Origin of the sequence: Sorangium sp. So ce693 (assembly GCF_051521375.1) — a bacterium.
Lineage (GTDB): Bacteria > Myxococcota_A > Polyangia > Polyangiales > Polyangiaceae > Sorangium > Sorangium atrum.
The window spans coordinates 12,639,029-12,654,158 of sequence record NZ_CP150347.1; the positions used below are offsets into that span (position 1 = coordinate 12,639,029).

At 71.6% G+C, this 15,130-nt stretch carries 11 protein-coding genes; 6 read left to right on the top strand and 5 right to left on the bottom strand.

Going from position 1 to position 15,130, the window contains the following annotated elements:
* Positions 1-47: 47 nt before the first annotated feature.
* Positions 48-4,238: a serine/threonine-protein kinase gene (locus WMF14_RS47185; RefSeq protein WP_437797341.1), complete on the bottom strand. Its 4,191-nt coding sequence runs from the start codon at positions 4,236-4,238 to the stop codon at positions 48-50.
* 73 nt (positions 4,239-4,311) lie between these two features.
* Between WMF14_RS47185 and WMF14_RS47190 the strand changes: the two genes are divergently transcribed.
* The 6 genes from WMF14_RS47190 (at position 4,312) to WMF14_RS47215 (ending at position 11,023) form a co-directional block, all read left to right on the top strand.
* Positions 4,312-5,859 carry a serine/threonine-protein kinase gene (locus WMF14_RS47190; RefSeq protein WP_437797343.1) on the top strand — a complete coding sequence of 516 codons (1,548 nt, stop codon included), beginning with the start codon at positions 4,312-4,314 and terminating at the stop codon, positions 5,857-5,859.
* A 113-nt stretch (positions 5,860-5,972) separates the two neighbouring features.
* Positions 5,973-6,173 carry a CBS domain-containing protein gene (locus WMF14_RS47195; protein ID WP_437797345.1) on the top strand — a complete coding sequence of 67 codons (201 nt, stop codon included), beginning with the start codon at positions 5,973-5,975 and terminating at the stop codon, positions 6,171-6,173.
* A 143-nt stretch (positions 6,174-6,316) separates the two neighbouring features.
* A complete protein-coding gene (locus tag WMF14_RS47200; RefSeq protein WP_437797347.1) occupies positions 6,317-7,039 on the top strand; it encodes a cyclase family protein in 723 nt (240 codons plus the stop codon).
* A gap of 210 nt (positions 7,040-7,249) precedes the next feature.
* The gene (locus tag WMF14_RS47205; RefSeq protein WP_437797349.1) at positions 7,250-8,818 is read left to right on the top strand and encodes a serine/threonine-protein kinase; all 1,569 of its coding nucleotides are present in this window, start codon (positions 7,250-7,252) and stop codon (positions 8,816-8,818) included.
* A 52-nt stretch (positions 8,819-8,870) separates the two neighbouring features.
* Positions 8,871-9,986, top strand: a complete 1,116-nt coding sequence (locus WMF14_RS47210) for a tetratricopeptide repeat protein (protein WP_437797351.1) — start codon at positions 8,871-8,873, stop codon at positions 9,984-9,986.
* A gap of 26 nt (positions 9,987-10,012) precedes the next feature.
* On the top strand, positions 10,013-11,023 hold the full coding sequence (locus tag WMF14_RS47215) for a hypothetical protein (RefSeq protein ID WP_437797353.1): 1,011 nt from the start codon (positions 10,013-10,015) through the stop codon (positions 11,021-11,023).
* A 1-nt stretch (position 11,024) separates the two neighbouring features.
* Here the strand turns inward: WMF14_RS47215 and WMF14_RS47220 are convergent, their stop codons facing one another.
* From WMF14_RS47220 to WMF14_RS47235, 4 genes are all read right to left on the bottom strand, one after another.
* Positions 11,025-12,368 (bottom strand): PAS domain-containing protein, encoded by a 1,344-nt coding sequence (locus tag WMF14_RS47220; protein ID WP_437797355.1) that lies wholly within the window; start codon positions 12,366-12,368, stop codon positions 11,025-11,027.
* Positions 12,369-12,804: 436 nt separating this feature from the next.
* A complete protein-coding gene (locus WMF14_RS47225; RefSeq protein WP_437797357.1) occupies positions 12,805-13,608 on the bottom strand; it encodes a hypothetical protein in 804 nt (267 codons plus the stop codon).
* A 122-nt stretch (positions 13,609-13,730) separates the two neighbouring features.
* A complete protein-coding gene (locus WMF14_RS47230) occupies positions 13,731-13,916 on the bottom strand; it encodes a hypothetical protein (protein ID WP_437797359.1) in 186 nt (61 codons plus the stop codon).
* Between the two features lie 341 nt (positions 13,917-14,257).
* Complete coding sequence (locus WMF14_RS47235) at positions 14,258-15,124, bottom strand: hypothetical protein (RefSeq protein WP_437797361.1); 867 nt, start codon at positions 15,122-15,124, stop codon at positions 14,258-14,260.
* Positions 15,125-15,130: the final 6 nt, after the last annotated feature.

Below are 15,130 nucleotides of genomic sequence, written 5' to 3' on the forward strand. Positions count from 1 at the left end.
ACAACACGCATGCGGCCGAGATCCGGCGGTCCTGCATGTTGAAGCCCTCAGGTGCTGCATGGCCCAGCCAGCACTTTCTCGAGGGCGCGCGCGAGGCCATCGAAGCGAGCCCGCCACGCCGGATGCTCCTCCAGCATGGCCTGCGCCTTGCGCACGACAGCAGAAGCCTCGGCACCTCGCCGGTCCCGCAGGGCGAGGCGAGCACGCCAGTACAGGATCTCCAGGAGCTCATCGGCGAACAGCAGGCTCCCCGCGCTGCTAGCAGCGCCCATCGAGCCATCCACCGTCTCATGGGCCACCGTCTCATGGGCCACCGTCTCATGGGCCACCGTCTCATGGGCCACCGTCTCATGGGCCACCGTCTCATGGGCCACCGTCTCATGGGCCATCCCCTCCTGGGGATCGACGGTGCGCTCCACCTCCTCGATCAGCAGCGCCTGGAGCATCCGGAAGCACGCAAACGCAGCGTGCGCCCCGGGCTCTGGCGGGCAGGAGCCCGCCACCCAGGCGATGAGCTCGCGCGCCTCGTCGTGCTGCCCCGCCGTGGCCAGGATCCGCGCGAGCAGCAGCGAGCACTCGGGCACCGGGCGCTCGATGAACCGCCGCTCCAGGACATGCGCCCTGCGGGCGAGCACGAGCGCTTCCTCGCGCCGGTCGCTCCAGTAGAGCAGCTCGGCGACGTTGTAGGTCGCCACCCGCTCCAGCCATGGGTTGCCGACCTCGCGCGCAAGCGAGATGACGCGCCGGAGATCCTCCGTGGCCCGGGACGGCGACTTCTTCAGCGTCCAGAGCACGACGCGGTTCATGTACGCGACGCACAGGTGCGGCAGATCGTGGACCCTTTCACAGAGGTCGATCGCCTCGCGCGCGCGCTCCTCTGCCTCGCTGAACGAGCCCGCGTGCGCCAGCTCGACCGACAGGAGCAGCAGCGCGACGATCCGGCTGTCGTGATCGCCGAGCGCCTCCGCCTCGACGACGCCCTTCTCCAGGAGCGCGATCGCCTGCGCCACCTGCGCCGTCCGCACGCACCTGCGCCCGTCGGCCACCACGAGCCGGACCGCGAGCCGCGGTGAGCCCGACCGCGCGACGAGGGGGCGCGCCTGCTCCACGCGCCGCGCCGACCCCTCGTAATCCCCGGTCCAGTCGAGCAGCGTGGCCTCTTCCAGGAGGATCTCCGCGACGAGCACCTCGTCGGCGAGGCGCTCGCCGAGCTCGCGCGCCGCGGTCAGATCCTCGATGGCTTCCCGCGTCCGGTGCGCTCGGTAGCGTATCCTGCCCCGGCCCGCGAGCGCGAGCGCGCGCCGGCGCAGGTCCGCCGCAGAGATGCTCCCGAGGGCCGCAGTGTAGTGCTGGTCGGCCTCGACGTGCCGGTGAGTCGAGAGCGCGACGTCCCCGAGCTTCACGTAGGCTTCCGCCGCCTCCTCGCTCGCTCCGCACGCGCTCGCGTGCCGCGCCAGCGAGGCGAGGGTCTCCGGGGTCGCATCCCCGGCGGAGACCCGCGCTCGCCAGAAGGCCAGCGCGTACCGGTGGGTGTCCCTGCGGTGCTCCGGATGAAGCAGCTCGACCACCGAGTCCCGGAAGACGCCGCTCTGGAACGCGTACCGCTCGCCTGGCGCGCGCGACGCGCGCGGCACGCGCTCCAGGATGCCCCGCTCGACCAGCGCGCTCAGGCCGAAGCCCGCGTCCACCGGCGACCCGGCCCCGCCGGCCCGATCGGCGGCGTCCTGGACCCACTCCAGCTCCGCCCTGGTGAACGACGCCCCGAGCACCGCGCAGAGCCGCGCGCACGCCGCGAGCTCCGGCGGCAGCGCTTCGAGCCGCCGCATGGCCAGCCACTGCCACCCGGGCGAGGGCGCCAGGCCTTCGGGCGCGGCGGTCGCCGCGTAATAGCTGCCTGTGTTCGACCGCTGGCGCACGATCCCGGCCCGCTTCAGCGCCCGGACGATCGCCGCGAGGCATGCCGGATTGCCGCCGGCCCATGCGGCGAGCCGCCTCAGCGTGTCCGCCGGCGGGTACTCCGCCGGCAGGAGAAGCTCCGCCGCGAGCCGCATCCCGGCGCCCTCGTCGAGCGGCAAAAGCGCCCTCTTCTCGAAGCGTTGCGTGCGGGTACCCCACCCGGGGCGGAGCTGCTCGAACCGCGGATGCGCGGCGACCACGACCCAGAGCGCCACGCCGGCGCCGTCGAGCGTCGCGACCTCGAGGGCATCGAGCAACGCGTCGTCCGCCCAGTGCGCGTCGTCGAGGATCACGGCCACCGGCCCGCGGCGCGCGCGCCGGCGGAGCCCTTCCGCGATCGCCCGCCGGAGCTCGTGGTAGTGCGACGCGCCGCCGGACGGGGCGCCCCACCCGAGCGCCGCCGCCACGGACGGCCACGCCGCGCGCCCGATCTCCTGGCCAAGCCGCTCCGCGCAGAACGCCTCGACGTCGGCCGGCGGCCGCTCCTGCGCGCCCAGCGCGGCGCGCAGGATCTCCTCCACCTCTCGCGCGACCTCGCACGACAGCGGCTGCGCCGCGCGCATCGAGAGCACCAGCGCCCCCGGATGGAGCGATCGTGCCACGGCAGCCGCCTCGCTCGCGAGGCGCGTCTTGCCGAGGCCGGCGTCGCCGAGCAGCGTCATCAGGGCGGGACACGTGCCGTCAAAGGCCGCGGCTGCGCTCGCCAGCAGCGCCTCGACGACCTCGCGCTGCCCGAGCAGGGGCACCTCGCCGTCGACCGCGCCCATCGCGGTCGACGCGCCCATCGCGGCCGCGCCGCCTGTCGAGGGTGGCGTGGGTTCGGTCTCAACAAGCACGCGCTCGATCTCCGCGCTGAGCACGACCCCGGACCAGGGCTCGGGCGGCAGCCAGCCTTCCGGGCGATCCACCGCCGTGCCGTAGGCGACCGGCGGGCACCTGCCCTTCCGTCGCACGGTGACGCCCGCGAGGTGGAGCCCCGCGCGCGCGTCGCACCGGCCGACGAGCTCCCGCGCGGCGGCGAGCGCCGCCTGCGCCGGATGCTCGATGTCGAGGCCCGAGAACAGCGCCACGAGTCGGCGTCCGCGCTGGCGGACGACGAGCCCCTTGCGGCTCGCCAACGCGGCGACGGCCGACGGCACGGCGCCGCTGACGTCGGCGACCAGCACCACGACCGGCTCGCGCCCGTCCGCGATGAGCCGGGCGCTCCCCGGGCTCTCGGGCGGCTCGGCCTGGGCCGCGGGCGGGGCCGCCGCCGCGGCGACAGCGCCGCGTTCGCGGCCAGCCCCCACGACAGCACCGCTGGCGCGGCAAGCGCCCGCCCCGGCGAGGGTGCGCCGGAGCAGCGACACGCTCGCCGGCCGGCGGTCTGGATCCTTGGCGAGGCATGCGAGCACGACGTCCTCGATCGCGGCCGGGACGGCGACCAGCTCGGTCGGACGCGGCGGACGCAGCGCGAGGTGGCCGTGCTCGATGGCGCCCGCGTCGCCGACGAACGGCGGTCGCAGCGTCAGGAGCTCGAACAGGATCACGCCGAACGCGTAGATATCGGCGCGCGCGTCGATCGCCAGGTCCCCGCGCGCTTGCTCGGGCGACATGTAGACGGGCGTCCCAACGACGGTCCCGGCGCGCGTGAGCTCGGCGCTGGTCGCCTCGGCGCCGGCGCCCCGCTTGGCGAGGCCGAAATCGAGCAGGACCACGCGCTCCTCCGCGCCGGGAAGGCCTCGCCCCGCGGCGCCGGCGCGCGCTCCGCTGCCGTTCGCTGGCACGAGGAAGACGTTCTCCGGCTTCACGTCGCGGTGGATCACCTCCCGGGCATGCGCCGCCTCGAGCGCGACGAGCAGCGCATCGGCTCGCCCGAGCGCCCAGCCCAGGTCCGGCGGCGCTGGCAGCGCCGCGAGGTCGGCCGCGAGCGTGCGCCCTCTCAGCCGCTCCATGGCGATCCACGGCCGGCCATCGTCGAGCCTCCCCTGCCCGTACAGGCGTGGCACGTGCGGGGGGCCGATCCGCTCGAGAGCGCCGGCCTCGCGCCGGAAGCGCCGCTCGCTCTGCTCCGCGTCGATCAGGCCGACCTTGACGGCGACCGGCATCTCGTCGCGCTCGCGCCAGCCTGCCCAGACGGCAGCGAAGCCGCCAAGGCCGAGGAGCTCGGTCAGACGGAAGCCCTCGACGCGCGGCGCTGCGCCGCGGGTCTCTGCGGGCGCAGGCCCAAGCGGCGGCCCGCCGTGCCGGGGGCACGAGGCCGCCTCTGCGATCCGCCTGTGGCACGATGGACAGCGAAGCAAATCGGTTCTCCCTTCGCGCCGGGCGCGGACGGGGGCCGTGAGCGGCGCTCATGATATCGTTGTTGCCCGGCGCATGGCACGAACCACGGAAGACGACACGCTCCCCAGCTCACATACCCCTTCCGCGCTGGCGACGGCGGCCATGGCTCATCAGCCGAGCGCTCACGACGACAGCACACTTCGGATACGGGAGGCCGAGGCCACGCGCACGCAGGAGGAGCCGTCGTCCCATCCGCTGATCCGCACCCTGCCGCGGGGGGCTCGCGTCGGCGACTACATCCTCGATCGCCCCCTTGCCCAGGGGGGCTTCAGCTTCGTCTATCGCGCCACGCACGCCGAGCGCGGCACCGCTGCGGCGCTCAAGGTCCTTCACGCCGACCTCGCCTCGGATCTTGATGCTGTCGTCCGCTTCGAGCGGGAGATCGACGCGATACAGCGCCTGGATCATCCGAACGTGGTCGAGATCCTCGAGCACGGGCGGCTCAGCAGCCGTGGTCACCCCTACTATGTCATGGAGCTGCTCGAGGGCTGTAGTCTCGACGAGCACCTCCGCGCCCGCGGACGCCTGTCCCCCGTCGACGTGCTCGCGCTCCTGGAGCCGCTTTGCAGCGCGCTCGATGCGGCGCACCGCTGTGGGATAGTGCACCGGGATATCAAGGCATCGAATGTCTTTCTCGCCGAGCAGGGCGGGCGGCGGAGGGTGGTGCTGCTCGACTTCGGCGTGGCCAAGCTGCTCGATGCGCCGGGGCCTGCGCTCACGTCGTCGCGGCACATCGTCGGGACCCCGACGTGCATCAGCCCGGAGCAGATCCTCGGCGAGTCGATCGACTCCCGCGCTGACGTCTACGCGCTCGGGGTGCTGACGTACCGGATGCTCGTCGGCGAGCCGCCCTTCGTCGAGCGCTCCTACCCGATGCTGCGCCAGCTGCACCTCTACGTGGACCCGCCGCGCCCGAGCACCCGGGCGCGCGTCCATCCCGCCTTGGATGAGGTGATCCTCCGTGCGATGAGCAAGGATCGCAGGGAGCGCACCCCGACGATCACGGCCTTTCTGGGCGAGCTGAGGGCCAAGGTGGAGGCGAGCGGCGGGACGGGCGCGCTGTCTTCTGCCGCGCGCGAGCGGCAGGCGCTCGCGCTCTACGCCGAGGTGCACGTCGAGCCGAGCGCCCTCGAGGAGCCGGAGGACGGATTGCTCGCGGATCTCGACGTCATCCTCCCCTTCATCGCCGCCGAGCTCGTCAGCGCCGGTCTCACGATCATGGCGCAGACCGGCAGCAGCGTGCTTCTCACGGCGGATCGTCCCGATGACCCGGCCGGGGACAGGGAGGCGCGCCGCCAGGTGGTGCGCACGGCGCTCGCGATCTACCAGCGGCTCGAGGCCCGCTCCGGGCGCGATCCCAGGGTCGATGTGCGCCTGTGCCTCCACGCGGGAGAGCTCATGGATACCGGCAACGGCTCGCCCGCAGCCGGCAAGCTGCTGGAGGTCGCGGCGTGGGTGCCAGACCAGGCCGGAGAGGGCGTATTCGCCTCACCCGAGCTCCTTTCCGAGCTGGAGATCGCAACGACAGGAGAAGAGGGCGCGCTCCGCCGGATCTCAGCGCCACGGACACGACAGGGCTGATCACCCGCCCCTCATGCCCAGCGCGCCAGCACGGGCATCCTCGCGGGCTCGTCGTCCGGGACGCTGCTCGCGGCGGCGGCCCTGCGTTACTGCCGCGAGCAGCCGTCGACGACGTGACGCGCTTCCGCCAGCCGGTCGAGGCCGCGATGACGACGCGGCTCCGGACGGTCGACGTGCGGATGCCGATTCGAGATCTCCTCCCGATGTTCAACGCGGGGCTCGTGCCGATCGTGACCGACGGTGACGAGTTCGTCGGGCTGGTTACCCGCATCGACCTGATCAACTACCTGCGGGTGAAGCTGCACGAGGTGTGAGCCGCGCGCGCGGGCACGGGCCCGCTCGGTCGTCGCGTCGGGCGGGCGCGGCTCGGCGCGGCGCGAGCGCCCGTCGGCGTGCCTTGTGCTGGCAGCGGGCTTGTGGTGAGCTGTGCGCCATGCTGGAGGCGTGCGGAGCTTTCGTGATCGACCTCGCCACGGCGCGGGTCGTCGATCTGACGCGCCCGATCACCCCGGAGATGCCGCTGTTTCCCGGCGACGAGCCCTATGCGGCGGAGACGCTGAGCACCATCGAGGAGGACGCGTATTGCTCCAATCGGTTCTCGATGGCCGAGCACGCGGGCACGCACGTGGACGCGCCGGCGCACTTCACGGCCGGGGCGGCGACCGTCGAGCAGATCGCGCCGGAGCAGCTCGTGGGGGCGGCGGCGGTCGTGGACGTGACGGCGGCTGTGGCGGCGAGCCCGGACCATCGGGTCACGGTGGATGACCTCCGGAGCTGGGAGGCGCGGCACGGCGCGCTCGGCGCGAGGCATATCGTGCTGATCCGGACGGGCTGGGGGGCTCGCTGGTCCGATCCCGCGAAGTACCGGAATCAGGACGCCCAGGGCGTCATGCACTTTCCCGGGGTGTCCGTGGAGGCGAGCCGCTACCTGCGCGAGCGCGGCGTGCGCTGCATCGGTATCGATACGCTGTCGACCGACCCCGGGCAGAGCGAGACATTCGAACAGCACAGGGCATTCCTCGGGGCGGGCGGCTATCACATCGAGAACCTGGCCAATCTGGAGCAGCTCCCGGAGGCCGGGGCCGTCGTGGTGGTCGCGCCGCTGCCGCTCGCGGGCGGCAGCGGCGCGCCGGCCCGGGTCCTGGCGCTGGTGCCGGCCTCCGGCGGCCCGGCGAGATAGCGCGGTGCGCCTCCCCCGGGCTGGCGGGGCGCAGCTCGCGTCGTCCGGGCTCGTTGCCCCGCTCTGGTGCGGTGTCGCCTGTTTGCATACCGCCCCCCGCGACGGTCGTACGAGGTGCTGCTCCCCGCGCCGGATCGACCACACGAAGCTTCGCGTCCTGCCCGGGATTCGGTATCCTCTCGGCTCCCCCCTCGGGAGGTGACCGGGCGTATGAAGTTCGAGAAAGACGTCCTTCTGGCCGGCAAATTCCGCCTGGAGCGAGAGCTATCGCACGGCGGGATGGGCTCGATCTGGGCGGCGCAGCACGTCCAGCTCGGCACGCTCGTCGCGGTCAAGTTCATGCGCGACTCGTTTTCGCGGCTGCCGGTGCTCCGGGCGCGCTTCGAGCGGGAGGCGCGCGCCGCCGCGCAGCTCAAGAGTCCCCATATCGTGCAGGTCCACGACTTCGGCTTCGAGGAGGAGGACGAGGTGCCCTACCTCGTCATGGAGCTCCTGCAAGGCGAGGATCTCAGCAAGCGCCTCCAGCGGTGCGGGCGCCTCTCGCTCCCGGAGACGCTGCACATCATCGTCCAGGCCGGGAAGGCGCTCCGCAGCGTCCATGAAGCGGGGTTCGTGCACCGCGACCTCAAGCCCGCCAACTTCTTCCTGGCGCGCGTCGACGGCGAGGATGGCGAGATCGTGAAGCTGCTCGACTTCGGGATCGCGAAGGACGTCTCGGCGGTGCTCGCGGCCGACATCTCGGCGACGGGCGAGGTGATGGGCTCGCCGAATTACATGAGCCCGGAGCAGTTCTATGGCGAACGGGACGTGGACGCGCGCAGCGATCTCTGGTCGCTCGGGGTCATCCTGTTCAAGATGCTCACGGGGCAGCTGCCGTTCCCGGGCGACGCGATCGGGCGCGTGGTCACGAAGGTGATCCTCGGCACGGTGCCGTCGGCGCGCGAGCTCGCCCCCGATCTGCCCAGCGGCATCGACGCGTTCTTCGCGCGGGCGCTGGCGCGCGATCGGGACGAGCGGTTCCAGAACGTGCGCGAGATGATCAACGAGCTCGCGCGCGTCGCGGGCGCGCCGCCGTTCTTTTCGGTCGTGGGGGACACCTCGCTGGGCGCGGGGTGGACATGGCGTGGCTCTGGCGGGGAGCCCGGGCTCGCCGATCCCGGCACGCCGCCGGTGGCGCAGCTGACGACGATGCCCATCCAGCGGCGCTCGGACCCGAACGATGTCCGCGCCTCGACGCCGAACCCGCAATCGTTGCCGGGCACCTTGACCGGCGCGATCAACCTGTCGACGCCGCACACGGCGCGCGCCGCCATCGCGCGGGTCGCGGGGCGCGTCGCCATCGGGGCGACGATCGCCGTCGTGGGGGTCGGCCTGTTCGTCGCCACGCTCAAGGGCGCATCGACCGACGGCGACCGGGCCGCGACCCAGGCCGCCGCGGACGCATCAGCGCCCGCGCTCGGCGCGCCGGCCGGGCTCGCCGCGGTCCCCGCCGTCGCGAGCGCTCCCGAGGCGCGCGCCGTGGCGACTCCTGCGGTGGTGCCGGCCCCGTTGCCGCTCGACCCTGTCGCGGGCGCGGGCGCGCCGAACGCCGCCTCCCCGGCGCCGGCACAGGCATCGCCCGTCCCCTCCGGCCCCTCTGGCGCGGCGGCGCGGAGCGCCGCGCCCGCGCGCCCCACGTCCCCGACCACCGCTCGGACCGCGGCGGCACCGGCGCCGCGCAAGACAGTAACGGGGCCTCGCAAGAAGTCCGGCGGAAGCAGGCCGGACTGGGGGCTCTAGCCGGGTGGCTCCGCGTCCCCAGAGGGCAAGAATGCGCTTCCGAGCGGCGGTGATGGGTGTGCTGCTCCTGGTCACGCTCGCCGGCGCGGAGGCGTCGGCGCAGGCGCCTCCCCCGTCGGCGAAGGCGCGACAGGCGGCCGTCACGTACGCCAACCAGGGGTGGACGGCCTACCGAGCGCGCCGGTACCGGGAAGCGCTCCAGGCCTTCCGCCGAGCCGAGGCCACGGTGCATGCGCCGACCTTCCTGATCATGGTCGCGCGCTCCTGCCACAAGCTCGGCCGCCTGACCGAGGCGCGCTCGGTCTACCAGGTCATCGTCGACGAGCAGCTCCCGGCCGACGCGTCGCAGGCGTTCCGGGAGGCCCAGGCCGAGGCGAGGACGGAGCTCGAGGCCCTCTCGTCGCGCATCCCCACCGTGGAGATCACCGTGACGGGCGCGGGCTCGGGGGTCGCGCAGGTGGCGCTCGGCGGGCTGGACGTGCCACAGGCGACGCCCGTCGCGCGCGATCCGGGCAGCCACACGCTGGCTGTGGGCGCGCCTGGACGGCGCGGGCTGACGAAGGAGATCGTCCTCAAGGAGGGCATGAGGGCCAGGGTCGAGGTCGATCTCGCGGCCGGAAAGGTGCGGATCGAGAGCGACAGGACCGGGCGCGGCGCGGGCGGCGAGCCGCAGCCGCTCGGCCCCGGGCAGGGTGCGGCCGACGGCGGCGCCCAGGAGGGCGGCGAGCCGCTCGGCCCTGGGCAGGGTGCGGCCGACGGCAGCGCCCAGGAGGGCGGCGACGCGGCGGATCGACGCCCGAGCCCACGCAGCTCCGCGGTCGTGTTCACGGGGCTCGCCGCGACCGCCGCGGGGACGGGGCTCGGCGTCGCGTTCGTGGTCCTCTCGAACGGGAAGGCGAGCTCGCAGCAGCGCCTCCTGGAGCCGGCCTCCTGCACGGACCCTGCGCGCTGCCCTGGGCTCGACCTGCGCGCGTACAACGACCTGGGACACGCCAAGGCAGACCTCGCGAACGCGGCGGTCTGGAGCTTCCTGGCCGCGGGCGCGGCGGGGCTCGGCACGGCGGCGTACGTCCTCCTGACGGGACGGCCCGACGCGCGTGACGCGACGGCGACCGGCCTGTCGGTGAGCCCCATGCCGGGCGGGCTCGTGATCAGCAAGCGCTGGTGAGGTTTCCGAAGAGAGGGATCTTCCCGATGATGCGCATCGTATCGTGGAGGTGGATGGGCTGGGCGCTCTCGGCGATCGTCCCGCTGGTCGCGCTCAGCGGAGGTAGCTGCGTCTTCTTCAGCTACGAGGATGTCGTCGCCAGCGCGGGTGGAGCAGGCGGAACGGGCGCAACGAGCGGCGGCGCCGGTGGCACCGCGGAGCCTTGCGGGCAGGGGGGCGGCGGCTGCGGCGGGGCGCCCCCGGAGGGCTGCGATGGGCCGGGGAGCCATATCTCGACTTGCCTCGTCGATGATGGCTTGCTCGCGCGGTACTTCCTCGACGCGTTCGGCACGGATGGCAAGCTCGTCGATTCGGGACCGGAGCCGGGGCTCTCGCTCGACGTGGTGTCGGACGGAGAGAGGCTCAACCTGGAAGGCGAGGCGGGGCGCGTGGGCATCCGCTGGATGAACCTCGGAGGGAACGCGCGCGTGGAGGCGGCGTTTCCGTCCACCGCCACGCCCCCGAGCAAGCTCCTCGTCTCGAAGGCGGCGCTCACGCTCGAGACCGTGGTGAGCGTGACGGCCGCGGCGGTCGAGGGCGTGCCCTCTCGCATTCTGTACCTCGGGACCGATACAGGAGAGTTCGGGAAGTACTCGCTGAGCGTCGGCGACCCCGACGGGATGGGGAACCGAGAGCTGCTGTTCCACATCTACGCCAACTCCCAGACGCTGTTCGTGGGGCAGTGGTTCATTCCCCTCGAGGAGCTAGAGCGGCCGTGCGTCCTGCACCTCGTGCTGAACGCCGCCGAGGGCGTCGTCGATCTCTACGTGAACGGCGATGTGCGAACGAATGCGATCCCGGATCGGCCTCCCGCCGACTTTGCCTTCACGTGGGCGGAGCCGACGTGGTATTTCGTGCTCGGAAACTCGCGGAAGGCCGGGCGCTCTTTTCGCGGCACGATCCAGTATGCCGCGCTGTACGGCAAGCCGTTGACCCCCGAGCAGGTGAAGGCCAACGCCGCGACGCTCGCGAAGAGCGACGACGGCCCGGGGATGTGAGCTAGTGCGCGCCGCGCCCGTTCCGGGTTCGCGCCGGCGCCCGCGCACCCTCGTGGGCGGAGAGCGCATAGGTCACCCCGCGCTCCAGCGTCCCCCGCGTCACGATCCCCCCCAGATCGGCCCCCAGCGCCACGAACGCCTGCGCCACGCTCGGCCTGATCCCGGTGAGCACCACCTCGGCCCCGAGCAGCCGCGCGCTCCGCGCCGCCCGGATCAGCGCGTCTGTCACCTCCGGCCCCGCCTGCGGCACCCCCGTCACGTCGAGGATGGTGATCCGGGCGTGCTGGCGGGAGATCCCGTCCAGCAGCGTCTCGGTGAACTGCGCGCCCCGCTCGCGGGTCAGCTCGCCGACCAGCGGCGCCACCAGCACCCCGTCCGCGATGGGCAACAGCGGCGTGGAGATGGCCCGTATCGTCTCCTGCTGCACGAGCAGCATCTTCTCCTGCAGCTGCCGGGTCCTCGCCTCGGCCTGCACCCGCTCGGTGATGTCCACCGCGATCGCCCCGCATCCGGAGACCCTGCCCTCCTCGTCGCGGAGCGCGAACCTGGTGCTCATGAACACGTGCCTACCGTCGGCCAGATCCATCTCGTCCTCGGAGGTGATGGGCTCGGACGACGCCATCGCCGCCCGGTCCTGCGCCGCGGACCGGTCGGCGATCTTTGCGGGGAACAGGTCGTGCTGGGTCTTCCCCATCAGCTCCTCGCGGGGCTTGCCGAGGAGCTCTTCGACCGGCGGGTTCAGCAGCGTGTGGCGTCCCTCGCTGTCCCGCGCGAACATGAGCATCGGCGCGTTCTGAATGAAGGCCTCCAGCAGCGCGGCGCCCCGGCGCCTCTGCGCCTCGGACTCCACGCGCGCGGTGACGTCGATGCTCACCACCGCCACGAAGCGGTTCCGGCTCGCGTCCTCGAACGCAACGTAGCTCGGCTCGGTCCAGAGCCGACGCCGATCCTTGTAGAGCTCACCCGGCTCGATGTCGTAGGGGACCGGGGGCAGCGTGACCACCTCCCCGGCGAGCGCCCGGCGGATGGCCTCGGCGTGGCCCGTCTTCACCGCCTGCGGATCCTCCAGAGCGTTGTACTTGCCGATGATCTGCTCGGGATTGATGCGCCACCGCGCGCAGTCGGCCCGGTTGATCGCCACGAGGAGCCCGTCCGCGCGATGGATCACCAGCGGTACGGTCACGGCATCGAAGAGCGCGCGGTAAGGCACGCTGTCCGCGAGCTCGCGCTGCGCTTCCCGCGGCGCCGCGGCTGCGCTGAGCCTTCGCTCCAGCTCCTCCACGCGAGCCCGGAGCCGCGCGTTCTCTGCCTTGATTCGCTCGTCGCTCTGCCGATCGATCTCCATCGTTCCCCCTGAGCCCCGCCTGATCTGCAACCTCGCGCGCGGCTGCTCGCACCCGGCGCGCTCGGCCCCCCGGAGCCCTGCCCGCCGCTCTCCGCCCGCGGCCGTCCGGGAGTTCTTCTGCGCTGAAATGGTGCACCATCAGGCAGGCGCCGTGAAGCCTGGATTGGCCAGGGCTGGCTCGCCCTCTCGGGCTGGCGCCTCGACAGCGGTACTCCCACGCATGACCGACTCGCCCTCATCGCAGGCCCGCGCACCACCGACCGGGACCTGCCCGTCGTGCTCGCCGCCTCGTACATCGGAGCATCTCGGAGGCGCTATCGACACCGCGAAAGAGATCTACGATCCGGACGGACGCCTCTTCGTGGGGCTCCTGTTCCCGGAGAATGTTCTGCCAACCAGGGGCAGGTCCCGCGGCCGGGGCTCGCCGTCTCCCTCGCTAGGGAAGAAAGACGGTGAACACCCGGGTGGTCGACTCCGGGCTGCCGGTGAGGTTGTTGACGCAGCTCGGGTAGTACATGCCGTTCGTGTTGAGCTGCTGGCAGTAGGCGGCGCACGACCCGCGGATGCTGAGCATCCCGCATTGCTGGACGGCCCCGCCGCTGTCGAGGTGACCGGCGGCGCACTCCCGCATGAGCGACCGTGCATAGCCGCGATTGGCCTCGTCGTAGCAGGCGTTCAGGTAAGGAGAGGGGGCAAACAGATTGCCCCAGAAGGCGCCTTCCAGATGCGTGTAGGTCGTGAGCTCGAGGGTACCGGTCTTGTCGATGACCGCGGAGTTGCCCCGCGAGGAGATCGTCACGGAGACGCCGTACCAGTTCGTCCGTGACGCGAGGCACGCCGAGATCCACTGCTGATCGTTGTGGCCGAGCGGCTTGGTGCTCCAGTCGGGCACGAGGCCGATGATTCCCCAGTACTGCTCGTTGCGCACCGCGCCCGAGCCGTCGGTCCACGAGAAGCTGAACGACTGCGAGGGGAGGAACGCACAGCCGACCACATAGCTGAGGAACTGGCGCGAGAGATCTCCGGCCGCGCCCGGATCCCGGATCGCGCTCAGGGCCGCCGGGCTCAATGCGTTGGGGTTGAGGGCGTTGGGATTGAGGGCGTTGGGGTTGAGGGCGTTGGGGTTGAGGGCGTTGGGGTTGAGGGCGTTGGGGTTGAGGGCGTTGACGAACTCGAGGGCGCTAGGGGCAACTCCTAAGGAGTCCTCCTCCTCTCCCTGAACTGCGACGCAGCCGACCAAAGACGCGAGTAAAAGCGCCGCGAAACCAGCGATGCTGATCCGGTACATCGTCGTTCCCCCCCCCGGGTTCGTCCCTTCGTGCCCTCGTCGAAGGTCACATGGGGTGTACCGATGAATAGGCATCATGTCCAGTACTCAATGGTTGATTTGTGTAAAATTCGTAGTTCGAGAATTTGCGGTGCTCTGTCCACGGCGTGAGGGACGCGCGGATTGCTGGCGTCGATCCCGACGCGGTTCGTCGAGGTAGGCAGATCGGCGAGCGCCGCGCGCAGCTTCGACCAGCTGACTGCGGCGAGGACGAGAGCCATCGCCGCTGCCTCTCGCCGCGTACCCGTGTTGATCGGCGAGACGAGCTCACGGACGCGGCCTGCAACGCGCTGCCCGAGGACGGCTAGGGCACCGATCACGTTGGAGTCCCGAGGAAATCAACAGAAGGCAAGAGAAACCGCAAGGGGCGCAAGGGGAAGGCAAGAGAATATCTCGTCTCTGGTCCCTTGCGTCCCTTGCGTCCCTTGCGTCCCTTGCGTCCCTTGCGCCCCTTGCGGTTTGTCTCTCCCCCGTATTCCTGGCCCTGGGAGCTTGCTCCCCGGCAGATCGGTCGGGCCTCGCAACCCATTGAATTTAGGCGCCTTTCAACCCGTTTGTCGCTCTAGGGAAGGAAGACGGTGATCACCTTGGTGGTCCAGTCCACGGTGCCGTTGACGTTGCTGGCGCAGCTCGGGTAGTACATGCCGCGCTGCTTGAGCGGTTCGCACGCGCTGTCGCACGATCCGACGATGTTGATGATCCCGCACGGCTGGACGGCCCCGCTGCCGCCGAGATGACCGGAGGCGCAGTCCCGGGACAGCGAACGCGCATGGTCACGAGTGGCCTCGTCGTAGCAGGCGTTCAGGTAAGGAGAGGGGGCGAACAGATTGCCCCAGAAGGCGCCTTCCAGGCGCGTATAGGTCGAGAGCTCGGGGTTGTCGGTCTTGTCGATGGCCCCGTGATCACCCCGCGAGGAGATCGTCACGGAGGTGCCGTACCAATTCGTCCGCGACGCGAGGCACGCCGAGATGAACTGCTGCTTCGGATGGCCGAGCGCAGAGGTCTCCCATTGCGTCGCGAGTCCGATGATCCCCCAGTACACCTCGGCGTGGACCGTGCCCTCGCTGTCGGTCCACGAGAAGCTGAACGACTGCGACGCATCGAACGCACAGCTGACCACATAGCGGAGGAGCTGGCGCGAGAGATCGCCGGCCGCGCCCGGATCCCGGATCGCGCTCAGCGCCGCCGGGCTCAGCGCCGCCGGGTTCAGCGCGTTGGGGTTGAGGGCATTGGGGTTGAGGGCGTTGGGGTTGAGGGCGTTGGGGTTGAGGGCGTTGGGGTTGAGGGCGTTGGGGTTGAGGGCGTTGACGAACTCGAGCGCGCTAGGGGCAACTCCTACGATGCCCTCCTCCTCTTCCTGAACTGCGATGCAGCCCACCAAGGACGCGAGCGAGAGCGCTGCGAAAGCAGCGATGCCGATCCGGTACATCGTCGT

Coding starts and splice junctions, on each gene's coding strand:
- WMF14_RS47190 (WP_437797343.1), top strand. CDS start 4,312: ATGGCACGAACCACGGAAGACGACACGCTCCCCAGCTCACATACCCCT.
- WMF14_RS47205 (WP_437797349.1), top strand. CDS start 7,250: ATGAAGTTCGAGAAAGACGTCCTTCTGGCCGGCAAATTCCGCCTGGAG.
- WMF14_RS47210 (WP_437797351.1), top strand. CDS start 8,871: ATGGGTGTGCTGCTCCTGGTCACGCTCGCCGGCGCGGAGGCGTCGGCG.
- WMF14_RS47215 (WP_437797353.1), top strand. CDS start 10,013: ATGATGCGCATCGTATCGTGGAGGTGGATGGGCTGGGCGCTCTCGGCG.
- WMF14_RS47220 (WP_437797355.1), bottom strand. CDS start 12,368: ATGGAGATCGATCGGCAGAGCGACGAGCGAATCAAGGCAGAGAACGCG.
- WMF14_RS47230 (WP_437797359.1), bottom strand. CDS start 13,916: ATGGCTCTCGTCCTCGCCGCAGTCAGCTGGTCGAAGCTGCGCGCGGCG.
- WMF14_RS47235 (WP_437797361.1), bottom strand. CDS start 15,124: ATGTACCGGATCGGCATCGCTGCTTTCGCAGCGCTCTCGCTCGCGTCC.